At 65.2% G+C, this 17,932-nt stretch carries 15 protein-coding genes; 8 read left to right on the top strand and 7 right to left on the bottom strand.

The features are described 5' to 3' along the window. Positions 1 to 329: 329 nt before the first annotated feature. The 4 genes from pdeM to AC5ZG1_RS16255 form a co-directional block, all read right to left on the bottom strand. Positions 330 to 1,028 (bottom strand): ligase-associated DNA damage response endonuclease PdeM, encoded by a 699-nt coding sequence (pdeM, locus tag AC5ZG1_RS16270; protein WP_028167659.1) that lies wholly within the window; start codon positions 1,026 to 1,028, stop codon positions 330 to 332. A 161-nt stretch (positions 1,029 to 1,189) separates the two neighbouring features. Beyond that, the gene (locus AC5ZG1_RS16265; protein WP_496133458.1) at positions 1,190 to 3,829 is read right to left on the bottom strand and encodes a ligase-associated DNA damage response DEXH box helicase; all 2,640 of its coding nucleotides are present in this window, start codon (positions 3,827 to 3,829) and stop codon (positions 1,190 to 1,192) included. A 209-nt stretch (positions 3,830 to 4,038) separates the two neighbouring features. Next, complete coding sequence (locus tag AC5ZG1_RS16260; protein WP_028167657.1) at positions 4,039 to 5,265, bottom strand: ABC transporter substrate-binding protein; 1,227 nt, start codon at positions 5,263 to 5,265, stop codon at positions 4,039 to 4,041. Between the two features lie 361 nt (positions 5,266 to 5,626). Further along, positions 5,627 to 6,553, bottom strand: a complete 927-nt coding sequence (locus AC5ZG1_RS16255; RefSeq protein ID WP_496133465.1) for a class I SAM-dependent DNA methyltransferase — start codon at positions 6,551 to 6,553, stop codon at positions 5,627 to 5,629. Positions 6,554 to 6,697: 144 nt separating this feature from the next. On the opposite strand from AC5ZG1_RS16255, the gene AC5ZG1_RS16250 reads away from it, so the two are divergent. From AC5ZG1_RS16250 to AC5ZG1_RS16230, 5 genes are all read left to right on the top strand, one after another. Then, positions 6,698 to 7,738, top strand: a complete 1,041-nt coding sequence (locus AC5ZG1_RS16250; protein WP_496133457.1) for a ligase-associated DNA damage response exonuclease — start codon at positions 6,698 to 6,700, stop codon at positions 7,736 to 7,738. Beyond that, a complete protein-coding gene (locus tag AC5ZG1_RS16245; protein WP_496133456.1) occupies positions 7,735 to 9,387 on the top strand; it encodes an ATP-dependent DNA ligase in 1,653 nt (550 codons plus the stop codon). The genes AC5ZG1_RS16250 and AC5ZG1_RS16245 overlap by 4 nt, the downstream gene beginning before the upstream one ends. 99 nt (positions 9,388 to 9,486) lie before the next feature. Continuing rightward, positions 9,487 to 9,792 carry a DUF6460 domain-containing protein gene (locus tag AC5ZG1_RS16240; RefSeq protein ID WP_028167653.1) on the top strand — a complete coding sequence of 102 codons (306 nt, stop codon included), beginning with the start codon at positions 9,487 to 9,489 and terminating at the stop codon, positions 9,790 to 9,792. Between the two features lie 18 nt (positions 9,793 to 9,810). Beyond that, positions 9,811 to 10,545, top strand: a complete 735-nt coding sequence (locus AC5ZG1_RS16235; protein ID WP_456640714.1) for an MBL fold metallo-hydrolase — start codon at positions 9,811 to 9,813, stop codon at positions 10,543 to 10,545. Between the two features lie 3 nt (positions 10,546 to 10,548). Continuing rightward, entirely contained in the window at positions 10,549 to 11,877 is a 1,329-nt protein-coding gene (locus tag AC5ZG1_RS16230) for an MATE family efflux transporter (RefSeq protein ID WP_456640713.1), read from the top strand. A 118-nt stretch (positions 11,878 to 11,995) separates the two neighbouring features. Here AC5ZG1_RS16230 and AC5ZG1_RS16225 read toward each other — a convergent pair whose 3' ends face one another. Together AC5ZG1_RS16225 and AC5ZG1_RS16220 are read right to left on the bottom strand one after the other, a co-directional pair. Further along, on the bottom strand, positions 11,996 to 13,093 hold the full coding sequence (locus tag AC5ZG1_RS16225) for a quinone-dependent dihydroorotate dehydrogenase (protein WP_456640712.1): 1,098 nt from the start codon (positions 13,091 to 13,093) through the stop codon (positions 11,996 to 11,998). After that, positions 13,090 to 13,434 (bottom strand): DUF952 domain-containing protein, encoded by a 345-nt coding sequence (locus AC5ZG1_RS16220; RefSeq protein WP_130227538.1) that lies wholly within the window; start codon positions 13,432 to 13,434, stop codon positions 13,090 to 13,092. The genes AC5ZG1_RS16225 and AC5ZG1_RS16220 overlap by 4 nt, the downstream gene beginning before the upstream one ends. Positions 13,435 to 13,618: 184 nt before the next feature. Between AC5ZG1_RS16220 and AC5ZG1_RS16215 the strand changes: the two genes are divergently transcribed. Together AC5ZG1_RS16215 and AC5ZG1_RS16210 are read left to right on the top strand one after the other, a co-directional pair. Further along, positions 13,619 to 14,275: a S24 family peptidase gene (locus AC5ZG1_RS16215; protein WP_196237382.1), complete on the top strand. Its 657-nt coding sequence runs from the start codon at positions 13,619 to 13,621 to the stop codon at positions 14,273 to 14,275. 54 nt (positions 14,276 to 14,329) lie between these two features. After that, positions 14,330 to 15,541 (top strand): NAD(P)/FAD-dependent oxidoreductase, encoded by a 1,212-nt coding sequence (locus tag AC5ZG1_RS16210; RefSeq protein WP_496133455.1) that lies wholly within the window; start codon positions 14,330 to 14,332, stop codon positions 15,539 to 15,541. Between the two features lie 294 nt (positions 15,542 to 15,835). Here AC5ZG1_RS16210 and AC5ZG1_RS16205 read toward each other — a convergent pair whose 3' ends face one another. After that, on the bottom strand, positions 15,836 to 16,618 hold the full coding sequence (locus tag AC5ZG1_RS16205) for a class II aldolase/adducin family protein (protein WP_456640710.1): 783 nt from the start codon (positions 16,616 to 16,618) through the stop codon (positions 15,836 to 15,838). Positions 16,619 to 16,856: 238 nt separating this feature from the next. On the opposite strand from AC5ZG1_RS16205, the gene AC5ZG1_RS16200 reads away from it, so the two are divergent. After that, positions 16,857 to 17,789: a 2-dehydropantoate 2-reductase gene (locus AC5ZG1_RS16200; protein ID WP_496133454.1), complete on the top strand. Its 933-nt coding sequence runs from the start codon at positions 16,857 to 16,859 to the stop codon at positions 17,787 to 17,789. The last annotated feature ends 143 nt before the right edge of the window (positions 17,790 to 17,932 follow it).

Below are 17,932 nucleotides of genomic sequence, written 5' to 3'. Positions count from 1 at the left end.
AACGTTCGTGACGATCGCGACCCGCCCCTCATTCGCGTGAGACGCGCGGAGTTAAATCACTGATTTGCCCGACGGCGGAAGCGGAATGTTTTTCGCGCGAGGGGTGGACGGCGCAAATCACTTTGGAATCGCTCACGAATTTTCTCTCCGTCATTCCGGGGCACGCGTAGCGTGAGCCCGGAATCCATTTCGCCGCCTGCGCAAGTGGACGAATGGATTCCGGGTTCGCGCTGCGCGCGCCCCGGAATGACGGAGAGTGAGGAGCCTGCGGCCCATCCCTCGAGACGCCGCTTGCGCGGCTTCTCGGGATGAGGGGGGCGCTTGTGCAATCAATAACACCGCGAAGCGGCGATGGTGTGGAGCTTGGTGTCGCCGAGGAGGTGGGCGGTGAAGGCAGGCGTGCCGAAGAGTTTTGCGAAGGCGGCATCGCGGATGCTCAGGCCGCCGGCGTAGGCGCCGAAGGCTGGCATCACGGCGCGTTCGCCGTCGCTGGCGAAGCAGCGGCGTTCGACCGCGCGGCCGCGGGTCGAGACGCGGGCCTTGGGATGCAGATGGCCGGCGATCTCACCGATGGCCCCGGTCGGCTCATGGCGGAATCTGATGCGGCCGATCGCGACTTCAGTGGCAACCATGCCGCCGAGATCGGACGGCAGGGCCGGATCGTGATTACCCGAAATCCAGATCCAGTCGCGCCGGGCCTGCAGCGCGGTGATGGCGTCGCGATCCTGCGCGCTCATCCGCTCGTGCGCACGCCGATCATGAAAGCTGTCGCCGAGCGCGATCACCATGCGCGGGTCATGACGGGCGATCACGGCGGCCAAACGACCGAGGGTCGCCGCGGTGTCGTAAGGCGGCAGCAGCACGCCGCGCGTGGCGAAGCTCGAACCTTTTTCCAGGTGCAGGTCGGAGACGACGAGCAGACGCTGCTCTTCCCAAAACAAAGCGCCGGAGAGATCGGCGGCGAATGACACGCCGGCGATATCGACGGCGGCGGTCGTATCGACGGTGAGAGCCACTTGCTCCGTCATGGCCGGGCTCGTCCCGGCCATCCACGTTCTTCCGCACGCGCCGAAGCGAAAGACGTGGATGCCCGGGACATCTGCGCGAAGACGCGCTTCGCGCTTTTGCCCGGGCATGACGGTGTGGAGAGAGATGTGCTCCAAAACTTCATCTGCTTTGCTACGATGTCTCATGACATCGCCTCTTTCACGAGTTCGTCGGCGGCTTCCGCCAAGAGCTCGTCGGATGCTTCGCCATAAACTGACTCGCGGCCGATTTCCAGCATCACTGGAACCGCGAGCGGTGAGACGTGCTCCAGTTCCCGGTGCGTGATTCGCCCCTGGATCCGCGCGAGCATATCGCCGAGCCGGCGCAGATCGAGCAGGCCGGTTGCGGCATCGGCCCGGGCCGCGCGCAACAGGACATGATCGCCCTGATGCTTGCGCAGCACATCATAGACAAGGTCGGTCGAGAACAGCACCTGACGTCGCGATTTCTCCTCACCGGTATGGCGACGCGCGATTAGCCCTGAGATGATGGCGCAATTGCGGAAGGTGCGCTTCATCAACGCCGATTCGGCGAGCCATGCTTCGAGATCGTCGCCGAGCATGTCGGGATTGAACAGCGCGTTGAGATCGAGCTGGCCGTGCCGGATCATAAAAGAGAGGTCGCCGAGCCCCCAGATCGCCAGCGCATATTCATTGGCGATGAAGCCGAGCGGCCGGGTGCGGGCGCGCTCCATCCGTCGCGTCAGGAGCATGCCGAGCGTCTGGTGCGCGAGCCGGCCCTCGAAGGGATAGCAGACCAAATAATGCTTGTTGCCGCGTGGAAAGGTTTCGACCAGGAGCTCGCGCACGGCCGGCACGCGGGAGAAATCCTTCTGCAGCGACAGCCATTCGTGGACCTGGTCCGGCAGCGCATTCCACGCCCGGCGATCGTCGAGCAGTTTGCGGACGCGCTCGGCGAGGTAGGTGGAGAGCGGGAATTTGCCGCCCATATAGGACGGCACTTTTGCATCCTTGTCGTTGGCGCGGGAGACATAGACCTGGTCCTCGACCAGTGCCTCGTAGCGCACTACCTCGCCGCCGAACACGAAAGTGTCGCCGGGCACGAGGCCCTCGATGAAGACTTCCTCGATCTCGCCTAGCATCTTGCCGCCGCGCGCGATTGCGCCGGTCGAGCCGGAGCCGCCGGCGCGCGAGCGGACCAGCCGCACCTTCAGCATCGTGTCCTCGACGATGGTGCCAACATTGAGGCGATAGCTCTGCCGCACGCGGGGATTGGCGACGCGCCAGCGGCCCTGCTTGTCCTGCTTGATGCGCGCGAAGCGCTCATACGTCTTCAGCGCATAGCCGCCGGTGGCGACGAAATCGACGATGTCGTCGAAATCGGCCCGCGCCAGCACAGCGTACGGCGCCGCCGTCCGCACTTCGTCATACAGCTCATCGGAAAAGAACGGCTCGCCGCAGGCGCAGCCAAGCACATGCTGCGCCAGCACGTCGAGCGCACCTGACCGAAGCGGCGGCGTGTCCTGCGCGTTCTCGGCGATCGCGTCGATCGCGACACGGCATTCCAGCACCTCGAAGCGATTCGCCGGTACCAGCACGGCGCGCGAGGCTTCGTCGAAACGGTGATTGGCGCGGCCGATACGCTGCATCAATCGCGACGAGCCCTTGGGCGCGCCGATATTGATGACGAGGTCGACATCGCCCCAGTCGACGCCGAGATCGAGCGAGGAGGTGCAGACCACACCGCGCAGCCGGCCGGCCGCCATCGCATCCTCGACCTTGCGGCGCTGCGCGACATCGAGCGAGCCGTGATGCAGCGCGATCGCAAGCCCATCGTCGTTCATGCGCCAGAGATCCTGGAACAGCATCTCGGCCTGGCTGCGCGTGTTGACGAACACCAGCGTGGTCTTGTTCTGCTTGATCAATTCATAGATCTCGCCGAGCGCATGGCGCGCGGTGTGGCCGGCCCACGGCAGACGTTCGCGCGTATCCAGCATCTCGACGATCGGCGGCGCCGCGCCGCCGGCGGTGACGACATCGGCGGCGATCTGCGCGGCCGGTTGCTGCGGCACCAGGAAGCGCGCGAGCTGCTCCGGCTCGGCGACCGTCGCCGACAGGCCGATCGCGCGCATCTCCGGTGCGAGCCGCCACAGCCGCGCGAGACCAAGCGACAACAGGTCGCCGCGCTTGGAGGTCACCAGCGCGTGCAGCTCGTCGAGCACGATGCGCCTCAGCGAGGAGAACAGGAACGGCGCGTCATCGGATGAGAGCAGGAGCGCGAGCTGCTCGGGCGTGGTGAGCAGGATGTCCGGCGGATAGCGCCGCTGCCGCTGGCGTCGCGATACCGGCGTATCGCCGGTGCGGGTCTCGATCTTGATCGGCAGCCCCATCTCAGCGACCGGCGCCTCAAGGTTGCGCGCGATGTCGACGGCGAGCGCTTTCAGCGGGGAGATGTAAAGGGTGTGAAGGCCGCCGGCGCGCTTCACGCTGCGGCCGGTGGAGATGAGGTTGGAGCGCGGCGCACTTGAGGTCGCTCCCTCTCCGCTGGCGAGCAGGTCATTCTCCCTCCGCCTGAAAGGGGGAGGGCTGGGGCGGTGCAGCCCGCCGCTAAGCTCCACGAGAGTCGGCAAGAATCCCGCCAGCGTCTTGCCGGCGCCGGTGGGCGCGATCAGCAATGCCGAGCGGTTCTCGCGCGCCTTCACCAACAGCGCGAGCTGATGCTCGCGCGGCGACCAGCCGCGGGCCGCGAACCATTTCTGGAAGCGGAGAGGCAGGAGGGATTCGGCCTCGGTCGGGGCCGCGGGCTGGGTCAGGACGGGCACCGGGTAGAGCTATGCCTTCGGGGGCACTTCGTCGAGGGGTGCTCTCCTCACCTCGCCCCGCTCTTCGCGGGGAGAGGTCGGATTGCGAAGCAATCCGGGTGAGGGGCTCTCTCCGCGCACACGACTCTCGCCGTCTGCGCGGAGAGAGCCCCTCACCCCAACCCTCTCCCCGCGAAGAGCGGGGAGAGGGAGATGAAGCAGTTCCCCGCCTACTCCGTCACGGGCTTGTCGGAGATGTCCCAATCCTTGCCGTTGAAGATCGAGATGTAGAGCGTCTTCATCGGCGTGTAGTCTTCGGGCGTGTAGCTGTAATTGATACCGTCGAGGAAATAGGGCGAGTGGAAGCCGGCGAGCGTGGTCGCGTGCTTCAGCACATTGGCGCGGGTGAGGTCGTCGCCGCAGCGGCGCAGGATTTCGGCCATGGTCGCGACCTGGCCGTAGCCGGCGAAAGCGATCGTGTTGTCGGGATCGACATTGGGCAGATATTTCTTCCGCAGCTCCTCGAAGGCGAGCACGTCCGGATCCTTCTCGAAGCGGGGCACGCCGACTTCCTTGGCGTAGCGGATCGCGACGATGCCGGTTGCGTTCTCAAGACCCGCGGCGTTCAGGATCGAGCGGCCAGTCGAGCCCGCCGAGAGCAGATGCAGCGGCTTCCAGCCGAGCTCGGCGACCTTGCGAATCGACTGCGACGTCGCCTTGCCTGTCGTGATGTTGTAGAAGACATCGGCGCCGGATTTCGAGAGATTGATGAGCTGGGAATCGACGGTCGGATCGGTGAGATCGTAGGTCTGCTCCATGATGACCTGCGCCTTGCCGCCGGCATCCGCCAGCACCTTCTTGAAGGGCCCTAAGAAGTCGCGACCGAAATCGTCGTTCTGGTAGAGAATGCCGACTTTGGCGTCCGGCTTCACGCTGACGACGTGTTTGGCCAGAATGCGGGCCTCGGTCGGGTAGAGCGGCAGGCCGGCCATGGTCCACTTGAAATTCTTCGGATCATTCCATTTCGACGCGCCGGTGTTGAGCAGCAACTGCGGCACGCCTTTGGAATTGAGATATTTGTGCACGGCGGTCTGCGGCGCGGTACCGAGCGAGCCGTACAGCGCCAGCACTTCCTCCTGCTCCACCAGGCGCCGCGTTGCCTCGACGCATTTCGGCGCGCTGTAGGCATCGTCCATGGTGAGGAACTTGACCTTGCGTCCATTGATACCGCCCTTCTCGTTCAGCATCTGGAAATAGGCCTCGCCGACGCGACCGAGCACGCCATACAGCGAGCCGGGGCCGGAATGCGGCACGGTCTGGCCGAGCTTGATCTCGGTGTCGCTGGCGCCCGGATCATATTTCTTCTCGGCGGCCCAGAGATAGGGCGCGGACAGGCTTGATGCGGCGAACGCACTGATGGCGGTGGCGCAGAATTCGCGCCTGGTTTGCTTCTTCATTGTTGTTGTCTCTCCCTAGACGACAACAATGATCAACATTCCGCTTGGCTCGGCAATACCGAACTTTTGCCTTTGCGACGCAATGCCGCTCGAACAGTTCCGCGCGACGGAAAGGGTAGCGTCTAGACTCAAGTTTTGCTGATGCCGCAGCCGGTGAAGGTTTCGATTGGCGACCGGAGTTAATTCACTCCGGCTTCGCCACGCTCACTGCCGTCATTCCGGGGCGATGCGCAGCATCGAGCCCGGAATCCATTTGTCCGCCGTCACCCGGTGCGTGATGGATTCCGGGCTCGCGCTGTGCGCGCCCCGGAATGACGGCCGGTTATTGCTGCGGTCAAGAGCGCCCCCCGGGCTACGGCCGTTACGTCTTCGTGGCAATCACCACCAGGCCGGGGACGGGCACCTTGCCTTCGTTGCGCGTGGAGGCGGGCTGCAGCGCCGATAAGTTCAGGCCTGCGGCCTCGATCACGGCGCCGATGTAGGGCGCGCCGTGCGCATAACGCAGCCCCTCGCCGATCACGACGCCGTCGCCATCGTGCGTCTCGACGGTGAAGGCGACGGCGCCACCGGGTGCGAGCACGCGTCCAGCCTCCGCCAGAACAGGCGCGAGGTCGCAGACATAGACCATGGCGTCGGCCGCGAGGATGAAATCGGCGCTGGCGTCATCCCTGGCGCGCAGCCCGTTTAGCATGTCCTGGACCTCGAGCTCGGCATAGAGGCCGGTGGCGCGCGCCTGCTCGATCATGCCCGGCGAGAGGTCGATGCCGATGAAGCGATCGACGTTCTTGGCAAAGGCGGCAGCACCGAGCCCGGTGCCGCAGCCGAGATCGATGCCGCGCTCGAAAAAGGCCGGCTTGTTCGCGGCGGCGCGCGCCGAGAGCACCGCCTTGAACAACAGCGAGGGGCCGCGATAGCCGAGATCGCGCTTCAAAGCCTCGTCGAAGCGCCGCGCGTATTGATCGAACAGCGCCTGCACATAGGCCTTCGGCATGTCGGACAATGCTTCCGCGCCGAGCTGCATCAAATGCAGGCTGGCGCCGTGACGATCCTGTGGGTCGGCGTCGCGGGCGCGACGGAAGGCTGTGATCGCCGCCTCGCGTTCGCCGAGCTCCTGGCGGATCTCGCCGAGCACGAACCAGGCGGAGACGAAGCGCGGTGCGAGCTCGATCGCCTGCTCGAGCAGATCGGCGGCGGCGGCGAGATCACCCCGCAACTGCAAATCGCGCGCGAATTCATAGCGGCGGTCGGCAACGAGATCGCCGGAGGACAGGAAGAGACGTCCGGACATCGCTTGGGGAACCAGTTCCGTCATTGCCGGGCTCGACCCGGCAATCCATCAATAGAAAGATGGAATCTTTAGAGAGATGGATGCGCGGGTCAAGCCCGCGCATGACGGCTAAAAATCGGGTTAAGCCGGCTTATATACTGCGGCATGCGTCCGCAAGACATCCTGCTGCCAGTTGCTGCCGGTCTCTGCTGCAAACCGGGTGGCTTTCATATCGATCCGGTCCGCCCTGTGGAGCGCGCGGTCATCACCCATGGCCATTCCGACCATGCGCGAGCCGGCCATGGCGCGGTGCTGGCGACGCAAGAGACGCTCGACATGATGCGGCTGCGCTATGGCGACAATTTCGCCGGCTCCACGCAGGCGGTTCGTTATGGGGAGGAGGTCAGGCTCGGCGACATCAAGGTGAAATTCCATCCCGCAGGGCACGTGCTGGGCTCCGCGCAGATCGCGGTCTCCTGCAAGGATCTCTGCATCGTCGCGTCCGGCGACTACAAGGATGCGCGGGACCCGACCTGCACGCCGTTCGAGCTCGTGGCCTGCGACGTCTTCATCACGGAGGCGACCTTCGGCCTGCCGGTGTTCCGGCATGGCGATGCGGCCGATGAGGTGAAGAAGCTCTTGGCATCGGTGGCGCTGTTTCCGGAGCGCGCGCATCTGGTCGGCGCCTATTCGCTCGGCAAGGCGCAGCGCGTGATCGCGCTATTGCGCGAGGCCGGCTATGACGCGGCGATCTATCTGCATGGCGCGATGGAGAAGATCACGCGCTACTACGAGAGCCGCGGGATTGCGCTCGGCGAGCTGCGCCCGGTGCGCGGCATGAAGAAGGCCGAGCTGGCCGGCACCATCACGCTGGCGCCGCCGACGGCGACCTCCGACATCTGGACACGGCGCTTTCCCGATCCCGTCACCGCGTTTGCCTCCGGCTGGATGCGGGTGCGCGCCCGCGCGCGGCAGCGCGGCGTCGAGCTGCCATTGGTGATCTCTGACCATGCTGACTGGGACGGGCTGACCGCGACGATCGGCGCGACCGGCGCCGGCGAGGTGTGGGTGACGCACGGTCAGGAAGACGCGCTGGTGCATTGGTGCAAGAGCAAGGGACTTGCCGCGCGGCCGCTCGATCTCGTCGGCTATGGCGATGAAGAGGAGACCGAAGTCGTGCTCGACGGCGAGGAAGGCGGGGCATGAACCGTTTCGCCGAACTATTGGACCGTCTCGCCTATGAGCCCGGCCGCAACAACAAGCTGAAACTGCTGACGGCTTATTTGCGCGACACCGAGGACCCCGATCGCGGCTACGCGCTGGCGGCACTCACCGGCGCGCTGTCGTTCAAGCACGCCAAGCCGGGCCTGATCCGCGACCTGATCATGGAGCGCACCGATCCGGTGCTGTTCGGATATTCGTATGATTATGTCGGCGATCTCTCCGAGACCGTGGCGCTGATGTGGCCGAAGGTCGCGCTCGCCGGCCACAACAATGCGCCGCCGCCGACGCTGACCGAGGTCGTCACGACGCTACGCACGCTCGGCAAGACCGCGTTGCCGGCGCAGCTCGCGCGCTGGCTGGACGAGCTCGACGAGACCGGGCGCTGGGCGCTGCTAAAGCTCGTCACCGGCGCGATGCGGATCGGGATTTCGGCGCGGCTGGCGAAGACCGCGGCCGCGGCGCTCGGCGAGAAAGATCCGCATGAGATCGAATTGATGTGGCCGGGGCTGGCGCCGCCCTATCTCGATCTGTTCGCCTGGCTGGAGGGCCGGGCCGAAAAGCCTGTCAACCGCGACCCGGCGCCATTCCGCCCGGTGATGCTGGCGCATGCGATCGAGGATGCGGATTTCGCCAGTCTCGATCCGGCGGATTTCATCGCCGAATGGAAATGGGACGGCATCCGCGTGCAGGCCGTCTCAGGCCGCGACGAGCGCGGGCATTTGCAGGTTCGGCTCTATTCGCGCAGCGGCGAGGACATCACCAAGAGCTTTCCGGATTTGCTGCCGTCGCTGCATCTGCCCGGCGCGATCGACGGCGAGCTATTGGTGCTGCGCGACGGGCGGGTGCAGACCTTCAACGTGCTGCAGCAGCGGCTGAACCGAAAGGTCGTCTCGCCGAAACTGATGAAGGATTATCCGATCCATCTGCGTGCCTATGACCTGCTCGGCGACGACGAGAACGATTTGCGCGAACTGCCGTTCGAGGAGCGCCGCACGCATCTGGAAGCCTTCATCAGGAAGCTCGCCGATACGCGCATCGACCTGTCGCCGACCGTCCCCTTCACCGATTGGCCCGCGCTGACCGCGGCGCGCGCCGATCCGGCCGGCGCCGGCGCGGGACTGGATGCGGAAGCGGTCGAGGGCGTGATGCTCAAGCGCCGCGATGCGCCCTATCTGCCGGGCCGTCCGAAGGGGCAATGGTGGAAGTGGAAGCGCGATCCGCACATCATCGACGCTGTCTTGATGTATGCGCAGCGCGGCCACGGCAAGCGCTCGTCCTATTATTCCGACTATACGTTCGGCGTCTGGACCAATGGCGGTGCTGGCGACGAATTGGTGCCGGTCGGCAAGGCCTATTTCGGCTTCACCGATGAGGAACTCTTGCAGATCGACCGCTTCGTTCGTCGCAACACCACCGAGAAATTCGGCCCCGTCCGCCATGTCGTGCACGAGCCGGACCAGGGCCTGGTGCTCGAAGTGGCCTTTGAGGGTCTGCAGCGCTCGCCGCGGCACAAATCGGGCGTTGCGATGCGGTTTCCGCGCATCAACCGATTGCGCTGGGACAAGCCGCCGCGCGAGGCCGACCGGCTGGAGACGCTGGAGCGGATGCTGAAGAGTGTGACGGCAAATTAAGGTTCCGCCCGTGGATGATAAGCATTGACGGCGCGGCGCGGGTTCCCCATGTGCATCGCCTTGCCTATAATGCGGATGCACACCCGCGAGGAGACAGCAATGCCCGACGACGTCCGTGACTTGCCGGCCAGCCAGAATGACGGTTTGTACCGCTTTCTCGGCGGCTCGCCGCTGTCGGTCGCCTTCCGGCTGATCCTCTTGTCGATCCTGGTCGGCGTCGTGCTCGCCGCGGTCGGATTCGATCCCTGGAATATCATCCACAGCATCCAACTGCTGTTCCAGCGGCTGTGGGACCTCGGCTTCGACACCATCAACTGGCTGTGGCGCTACTTCCTGCTTGGCGCCGTGATCGTGATCCCGGTCTGGCTGTTGTCGCGGCTGTTCGGCACGCCGCGCGGCCGCTAGCTGGCGCGGGCCGGGGCGATGCAACTGCGATTTATCGGCTGCGGCGACGCCTTCGGCTCCGGCGGCAGGTACAACACCTGCTTCCACGTCACCGGCGACAGCGTCAATTTCCTGATCGATTGCGGCGCATCCTCGCTACCGGCCATGAAGCGGCTCGACATCGTGCGCGATGAGATCGATCTGATCCTGATCACGCATTTCCACGGCGACCATTTCGCCGGCCTGCCGTTCTTCCTGCTCGATGCACAGTTCTCGCGGCGCAGCCGGCCGCTCGTGATCGCGGGGCCTGAGGGCATCGAGACGCGGCTGCCACAGGTGATGGAAACGCTGTTCGAGCATTCGTCCAAGACCAAGCAGCGTTTCGAGCTCTCCGTCGTGCCGCTGGTGCCCGAGCAAAGCCGCAGCTTCGGCGCGGTGACGGTGACGCCCTATCCGGTCGTGCATGGCGAATCCGGCGGACCGTTCCTGGCCTACCGGATCGAGACCGAAGGCCGCGTCATTGCCTACAGCGCCGACACCGAATGGACGGAGACGCTGATCCCGGCGGCGCGCAACGCCGACCTGTTCATCGCGGAAGCTAATACCTACGACAAGATCGTCAAGAACCATCTCAGCCTGACGACATTGGAAGCGCATCTGCCCGAGATCGGCGCCAAGCGGCTGGTGCTGACCCACATGAGCGACGACATGCTCGGCCGCGTGGACGAGCTGCCCTACACCGCCGCCAGCGACGGCATGGTGGTGGTGTTCTAGAAGATGCACGCACCAAACCCATCCGCGGAGGTCACGAGCCGGCAGGTATTCGCCATCGCAGGTCCGGCGATGATCGCGAACCTGACGACGCCGCTGATCGGGATCGTCTCCACCACGGCGATCGGACGGCTGGACGATGCGGCGCTGCTCGGCGGGGTCGCGATGGCCTCCGTGCTGTTCGACTGCATGTTCTGGCTGTTCGCGTTCCTGCGCATGAGCACGGTTGCCTTCACCGCGCAGTCGCTCGGCGCCGGCGAGACGCAGGAATTGCGTGCGATCCTGGTGCGCGGCTTCATCGTCGCGGCGGTGATCGGCGCCGCGCTGATCGTGCTGCAGGGGCCGCTGGCCGCGATCCTGCTCAGCGCGATGGGCGGCAGCGAAGGCGTGACGGCGGCGGCGAAGACCTATTTCCTGATCCGCATCTGGTCGGCGCCGCTCGCGCTCGCCAATTACGTCGTGCTCGGCTGGCTGATCGGCCAGGCGCGGGCGACATTGGCGCTGTCGACGCAGATCGCGATCAACGTCGTCAACATGGCGGCGACCATACTGCTGGTGCTGGTGTTCAATCTCGGCATCGCCGGCGCGGCGATCGCCGCTGTGATCGCGGAAACGGCCGGCCTGTTGCTCGGCATCCTCATTGCGCGGCATCTGACGGGAGGAAAGCTCGACATCCTGCCGGGCACGCTGTTTGCGCGCGAAAAACTGATGCGGATGCTCGCGGTCAACCGCGACATCATGATCCGCACCGCGGCACTGATCACGGCGTTCCTGTTTTTCACCGCGCAAGGCGCCCGCGCCGGCGACGTCACGCTGGCGGCGAATGCGGTGCTGAACAATTTCCTTTTGGTCAGCGCCTTCTTCCTCGACGGCCTCGCCAATGCCGCCGAGCAGCTCTGCGGCCGCGCCTATGGCGCGCGCGACCGCTATGCGTTTGCCGGCGCAGTGCGGCTGGTCATCGTCTGGGGCTTTGCGTTTGCGCTCGCAGTGATGGCGGCATTCGCGCTGTTCGGGCCTGTTCTGATCGATATCATGACCGCGAACACGGAGGTGCGGCAGGCCGCGCGCGCGTTCCTGCTGTTCGTGATCCTGTCGCCGCTGCTGGCGGTGTTCGCCTTCGCCTATGACGGCGTCTATATCGGCGCGACCTGGGCGCGCGACATGCGCAATCTGATGGTGCTGTCGCTCGTGATCTTCCTCACCGCCTGGTTTCTCTTGCGCCCCTTCGGCAATGCCGGGCTGTGGACCGCACTGCTGGTGCACTATGCCGCGCGCGGCGGATTGGAAGCGCTGCGCTATCCGGCGCTGTTCAGGGCATCGTTCGCGACGCCATAGTACGAACCGACTACGCCGTCATTGCGAGCGAAGCGAAGCAATCCATCTCTCCCGCGCGGCGGCATGGATTGCTTCGTCGCTATCGCTCCTCGCAATGACGGTGCAGGCCGGACATGGCTCACCGTACCGGCCAGTCCTCGGCCGTGATGGTGGCGGCATCGGCGCCGACGATTTCGGACAGCGAGTCGCGGCCGGTGCGCAGGAGCGTCGAGGAGAGATCGCGCTTGATATCATCGACGAGGCCGAGGCCCTTATAGACGAGCGCGGAATAGAGCTGGATCAGGCTGGCGCCGGCGCGGATCTTGGTCAGCGCGGCGCCGCCGGAATCGATGCCGCCGACGCCGATCAGGGGAAACGCACCCTCAGCGCGCACATAGGTCTCCGCCACCATCCGCGTCGACAGGCGGAACAGCGGCCGGCCGGAGAGACCGCCCTGCTCTTTGGCACGGGCCTGCTCGCGCAAGGTAGAGGGCCGCGCCAGCGTCGTGTTGGCGACGATCATGCCGTCGACGCGGCGCGAGCGCGCGATGTGGACGACGTCGTCGAGCTCGGCGAGGCTTAAGTCCGGCGCGATCTTCAAAAGCACCGGCGAATCGCCGGCATTCTTCCGCACCCGCTCCCGGATCTCGATGACCCGTGCCAGGAGATCATCGAGCGCGGCCGATTGCTGCAGATTGCGCAGGCCCGGCGTGTTCGGCGAGGACACGTTGACGGTGAAGTAGCTCGCGACCGGCGCAAAAGTCTCGATCAGCTTCACATAGTCGGCGGTACGATCCGGCGAATCCTTGTTGGCGCCGACATTGACGCCGACGATGCCGGAAAGATGGGCGCGGCCGGCGAGCCGCCGCAGCACCGCCGCCGCGCCGTCGTTGTTGAAGCCCATGCGGTTGATGACAGCTTCATCCCGCTCAAGCCGAAACAGCCTCGGCCTGGCATTGCCGGACTGCGGCAGCGGCGTCACCGAGCCGATCTCGACAAAGCCGAAGCCGAGCTTGAGCAGCGCATCAGGCGCCTCCGCGTTCTTGTCGAAGCCCGCGGCCATGCCGACCGGATTGGGAAAATTCAGTCCGAACGCGCGCACCGCGAGCTTCGGATCATCCGGCCGCTGGCGGATCGGCGGCAGGAAGCGCAGCCCCTGGATCGCCAGCCGGTGGGCGTCCTCCGGATCGAGCCAGCGCAGCAGCGGCAGCGAGACGGCATCGAAGGCGCGGATCACGGCAACGTCTCCGGGATCGCATGCGTGCCGTCGGCGCGCGCCGGCAGGTCGTAGACCGCAGTGACCGCGCCGAGATCGAGCTCGCCATAGAGATGCGGAAACAATTCATCGTGACGGGAAGGCTCCCAGCGCAAGGCGTCACCCAGCGCATCGGCATCGACCGCGATTAGAAACAGGCCGGTTTGGCCGGAAAAATGCTTCCGCGCGGTCCCGGCGACCTGGGATGCGGTGGAGAAGTGGATGAAACCGTCGCGCAGATCGTCGGCACTACCCCGATACACTCCGGCCCGCTCGGCCTCGCGCCAAGCTGAGGCAGGGCTGATTTTATAGATCGTGCGCACCTATCCGGTGTCCCATGCTTCACGCTTGAGTCTGTTGGGGTTTTTCCCGAAGCTGGCCGGGCCAGCGATGGACCGTATCGACGCCCGTGGCGCAACTCAAGCGCCACAGCAGGGCCGATTGGGGACATTTGCGGAAAGCCGCAGGTTCCGGCAATAATTCCTAAATCAGAACGGCGGAATTCCGATGGTCAGACCGCCCAAGCAATCGCGCCTGCTGACCCACGGCCAGGTCTGGGCCGCACTGGACCGGCTGGCGGAGCGCGCCGGATTGTCACCGTCCGGGCTTGCCCGGCGCGCCGGGCTGGATCCCACGACCTTCAACAAGTCCAAGCGCATCACCGCCGACGGCCGCGAGCGTTGGCCCTCGACCGAATCGGTTGCGAAGGCGCTCGCCGCGACCAACGTGTCCATCGACACCTTCGTGCAGTTGATCGGCGACGGCGGCGGCCGCGGCGGCCCGTCAGTGCCGCTGATCGGCCTTGCCGAAGCGTCGGCAAGCGATGCTTTCGACGACAGCGGCTTTCCGACCGGCAAAGGCTGGGACGAAGTGGCGCTGCCGACCGTCCCCGACGAGCACGCCTTCGCGCTCGAAATCTTCGGCGACACGCTGCGGCCGGTTTTCCGCGAGGGCGATATCATCCTGGTGTCGCCGTCAACTCCGATCCGCCGCGGCGATCGCGTGGTGGTGCGGACCAAGGACGGCGAGATACTGGTGAAGGAGTGCAAACGCCGCACGGCGAAGACGCTCGAATTGCAGTCGCTCAATCCGGCGGAAGCAGATCGCACGCTCGCGGCCGAGGACGTCGCCTGGATCGCGCGGATCGTGTGGGTGAGGCAGTAACTCTCTGGTGTCGTCCCTGCGAACGCAAGGGACCCATAATCACAGGAGGTTGTTGTGGCGCGCATTATTGTCCTTGGTGCGGGATTCGCCGGCCTCTGGGCTGCCATCGGGGCTGCGCGCATGCGCGACGAGATCGGCCGGGCGGCCGAGGTCGAGATTCTCGTCATCGATCGCAATCCCTATCACAACATTCGAGTCCGCAATTACGAAGTCGACCTGAGCGAGGCGGCGATCCCGCTTGGCGAGGTGCTGGACCCTATCGGCGTCGCTCACAGACTTGCCGAGGTGCAAGCGATCGATGCGGTCAAACAGCAGGTGACCGTCGCAGCGAGCGACGGCCCGGAGGTTTTGACTTACGATCGGCTGGTGCTGGCGCTTGGCAGCGAACTGGCGCGCCCGGCGATTGCCGGCCTCGCGGCGAACGGCTTCGACGTGGACTCCTATGCGGCTGCCGTCCGGCTCGACGCACATCTCGCAGCGCTCGGCGCCGAGGCGCCATCGGAAGCGCGCTCCACGGTGGTCGTGGTCGGCGCCGGTTTCACCGGAATTGAGGTCGCAACCGAGATGCCGGGCAAGCTCGATCGAGCCGGCGTGACCGACGGGCAACGCATCGTTCTCATCGACTCCAATCCCGCGGTTGGCGTCACGATCGGGGATAATGCCCGCCCTGTCATCAATGAGGCGCTCTTGGCCCTCGGCGTCGAAACGCGACTGGGCGTGAGGGTTACCGCTATCGAGCCGAACGCGATCGCGCTCAGTTCGGGGGAGATCATTCCGACACGGACAGTCGTGTGGTGCGCGGGCATGCGCGCAAGTCCGCTGGCTGAGGCGCTGGATGTTGAACGCGACCGGTATGGTCGCGTCATCGTCGATCAATTCATGCGCGTGACCGGTGCAACAAATGTCTTTGCCGCCGGCGATGTGGCCTGCAGTTTCGTGGACGGCGTCCACGCCTCCGTGATGTCCTGCCAGTTCGCCCGGCCGATGGGCCGCTTCGCAGGCCATAACGTCGTGGCCGACCTGTTCGGGCAGCCGATGCTACCGCTTCATATTGATTGGTATGTCACCGTGCTCGATCTCGGCGCGTGGGGGGCTTTGTACACGGAAGGGTGGGATCGCCAGGTGCGTACCAGCGGGGCTGCCGCGAAATTGACCAAGCAGACCATCAATCACGTGCGGATCTATCCGCCGCGGACCGGTGATCGTGCGGAGATTCTCGCGGCTGCGGCGCCGACGCTGCAGGCGCCGCCGGCCGTGCGATCGTAAACGTCGGCTGCAGAAGCATCGCGCGTAGACTCGGCATTCTCGTCGTCCCCGCGAGGCGGGGACCCATAACCACAGGGAGCTGTTGTGGCGCGAATAAGCGGTTGCAGCGGAGCACATTACTGTGGTTGGGGTCCCGGCTACACCAAGCGGCTTCGCCGCGGCGCGCAAGCCCCGGACGACGCCGTCATTGCGAGGAGCGAAGCGACGAAGCAATCCACATCTCCACAAGCGGTGAGATGGATTGCTTCGCTTCGCTCGCAATGACGGCTTGGATGCAGTCGCGCAAACCTCACCTTACGTCGCGTAGTCCGGCTCCTTGCGGTCCAGCATGCGCTTGAGCGCATCGAAGTGCCGCTGCGCCGGGCTTGGGCCCTTGTAGAGGCTGGTGCCGCCGATATCGCGCATGGTCTTTTCGACCACGGGAGCAGGCAGCTTCTTCAGCGGCTGTCCGGTCCACATCGCATAGATCTGCACCTGCGCGGCGCGCTCGATGTAGTAGAGCCGGTCATAGGCCGCCGCGACGGTCTCGCCGACGGTCGAGATGCCGTGGTTGGCCATGAATAGAATGGTCTTGTCGCCGATCACCCTGGCGAGCCGCGCGCCTTCGGCCGGATCGAGCGCCGGGCCGGTGTATTCGTCGTCATAGGCGATCTTGCCGGCCATGCCGACTTCGGTCTGGCCGATCTCCTTGATGCGGGGATCCTCGAGCCGGGTCAGCGCGCTGGCAAACGGCATGTGGGTGTGAAACACCGCTTTGGCCTGCGGCAGCGCCTTGTGGATCGGGGCGTGGATGCAATAGCAGGAGCGCTCGACCTCGCCCTCGCCGCGCTTGACCTCGGCATCGTCGATGCCGACTTCCATGAAAGAGGAAGCGGTCACCTCCGACCAATGCATGCCGAACGGAATCTGATAGTAGCGGTCGCTGCGGCCGGGCACCACGAAGGTCAGATGGTTGAAGATGCCCTCGCTGAAACCCTGGATGAAGGCGAGCCGGTGCGCGGCGGCGAGATCGACGCGCGCCTGCCACTCTGCGGCGCCTTGATCGGTAAGCGTGTCCGGCGAAACCCTGAATTGCATGTTGATCCTCCCTTGCGCGCCTGTGCTGGTGGCTTGTTATTGGCGCAGTCTAGCTCAAATTGCCGCCGCCCCGATTGCAATTACCGTGCACCAACCATCCCAATTTCGCGAGGCGGGCGCGGCGCATTGGCGGCAGTTGGCAGCATGTTTTCGATAGAACAACGCGGCAAGACGCAGTTTGCGTTGGCAAAGCCGGCAATGTTCGCCCTACAGTTAAGGATGAGGAGACCTGTTTCGGATGACTGCTGGCACTGAAGGAAACCCGGATCGCAAAACCATTGCCGTCGTCGGCCTCGGAAGCATCGGCGGTATCATCGCCGGCCTGTTGCGCGCGGCGGACCGGCACGATGTGGTCGCCTGTGTCAGGCGGCCGCTCGATCGTCTCGTGGTCGAGCGTGCGGAAGGCGCAATCGATGTTCCGCTTCGCGCATTGACCGATCCGGAGCAGACGACGCCGGTGGACTGGGTGCTGTTCTGCACCAAGGCGCAGGACACGCCGTCAAGCGCGCCGTGGCTTGCAAGAATCTGCGGCGCCGGCACCCGGATCGCGGTCCTGCAGAACGGCATCGGACACAAGGACCGGCTGGCACCATTGGCCGGACACGCAACCATTATTCCCACGCTCGTCTATTACAATGGCGAGCGATTGGCGCCGGACCGCGTTCGCTTTCGACGTGCCGGCGACTATGAGTTCACGGTCGCGGACGATGCCGATGGACGCGCGTTCGAAGCCCTGCTCGAAGAAACCGGCATGCGGGTGCTGCGCAGCAACGACTTCGCCACACTCGCCTGGCGAAAGCTCCTGATCAACGCGGTCGCCAATCCGATCACCGCGCTGACCCTGCTGCGGCAGGCGGTGTTCCGGCGCGATGACGTCAAGGCGCTGTGTCTTGCCATCCTCGAAGAGGCTGTTGCCGTCGGGCGCGCCGATGGCGCTCGCCTCGAGGCAGATGAGGCCCAGCGAATGCTGGCGACGCTGCTCACCTATCCGCCCGACGCCGGCACCTCGATGTATTTCGATCGCCTCGCCGGCCGACCGTTCGAAGCCGACGCGCTCACCGGCGCGATCGTCGCGGCCGGCGAACGACATGGCGTGGCGACGCCGCTCAACGGTCTGTTGCTGACGCTATTGCGTGCGACGAGTGATGGGTTGCGGGATGCGAAGCGGTAGGGGTGGGCAAAGCGAAGCGTGCCCACCATTCCTTGCGCCACGCTTGATGGTGGGCACGCTTCGCTTTGCCCACCCTACGGGACGATCATTGCCGCGCTTGACCCGCCAATCCATCGGCCAAAAGAATCTTGCGAAGCACGATG

The organism is Bradyrhizobium sp. Leo78, from assembly GCF_059512425.1.
The sequence above is the reverse complement of the archived record's forward strand: the minus strand, read 5'-3'. Positions and strand labels throughout refer to the sequence as shown.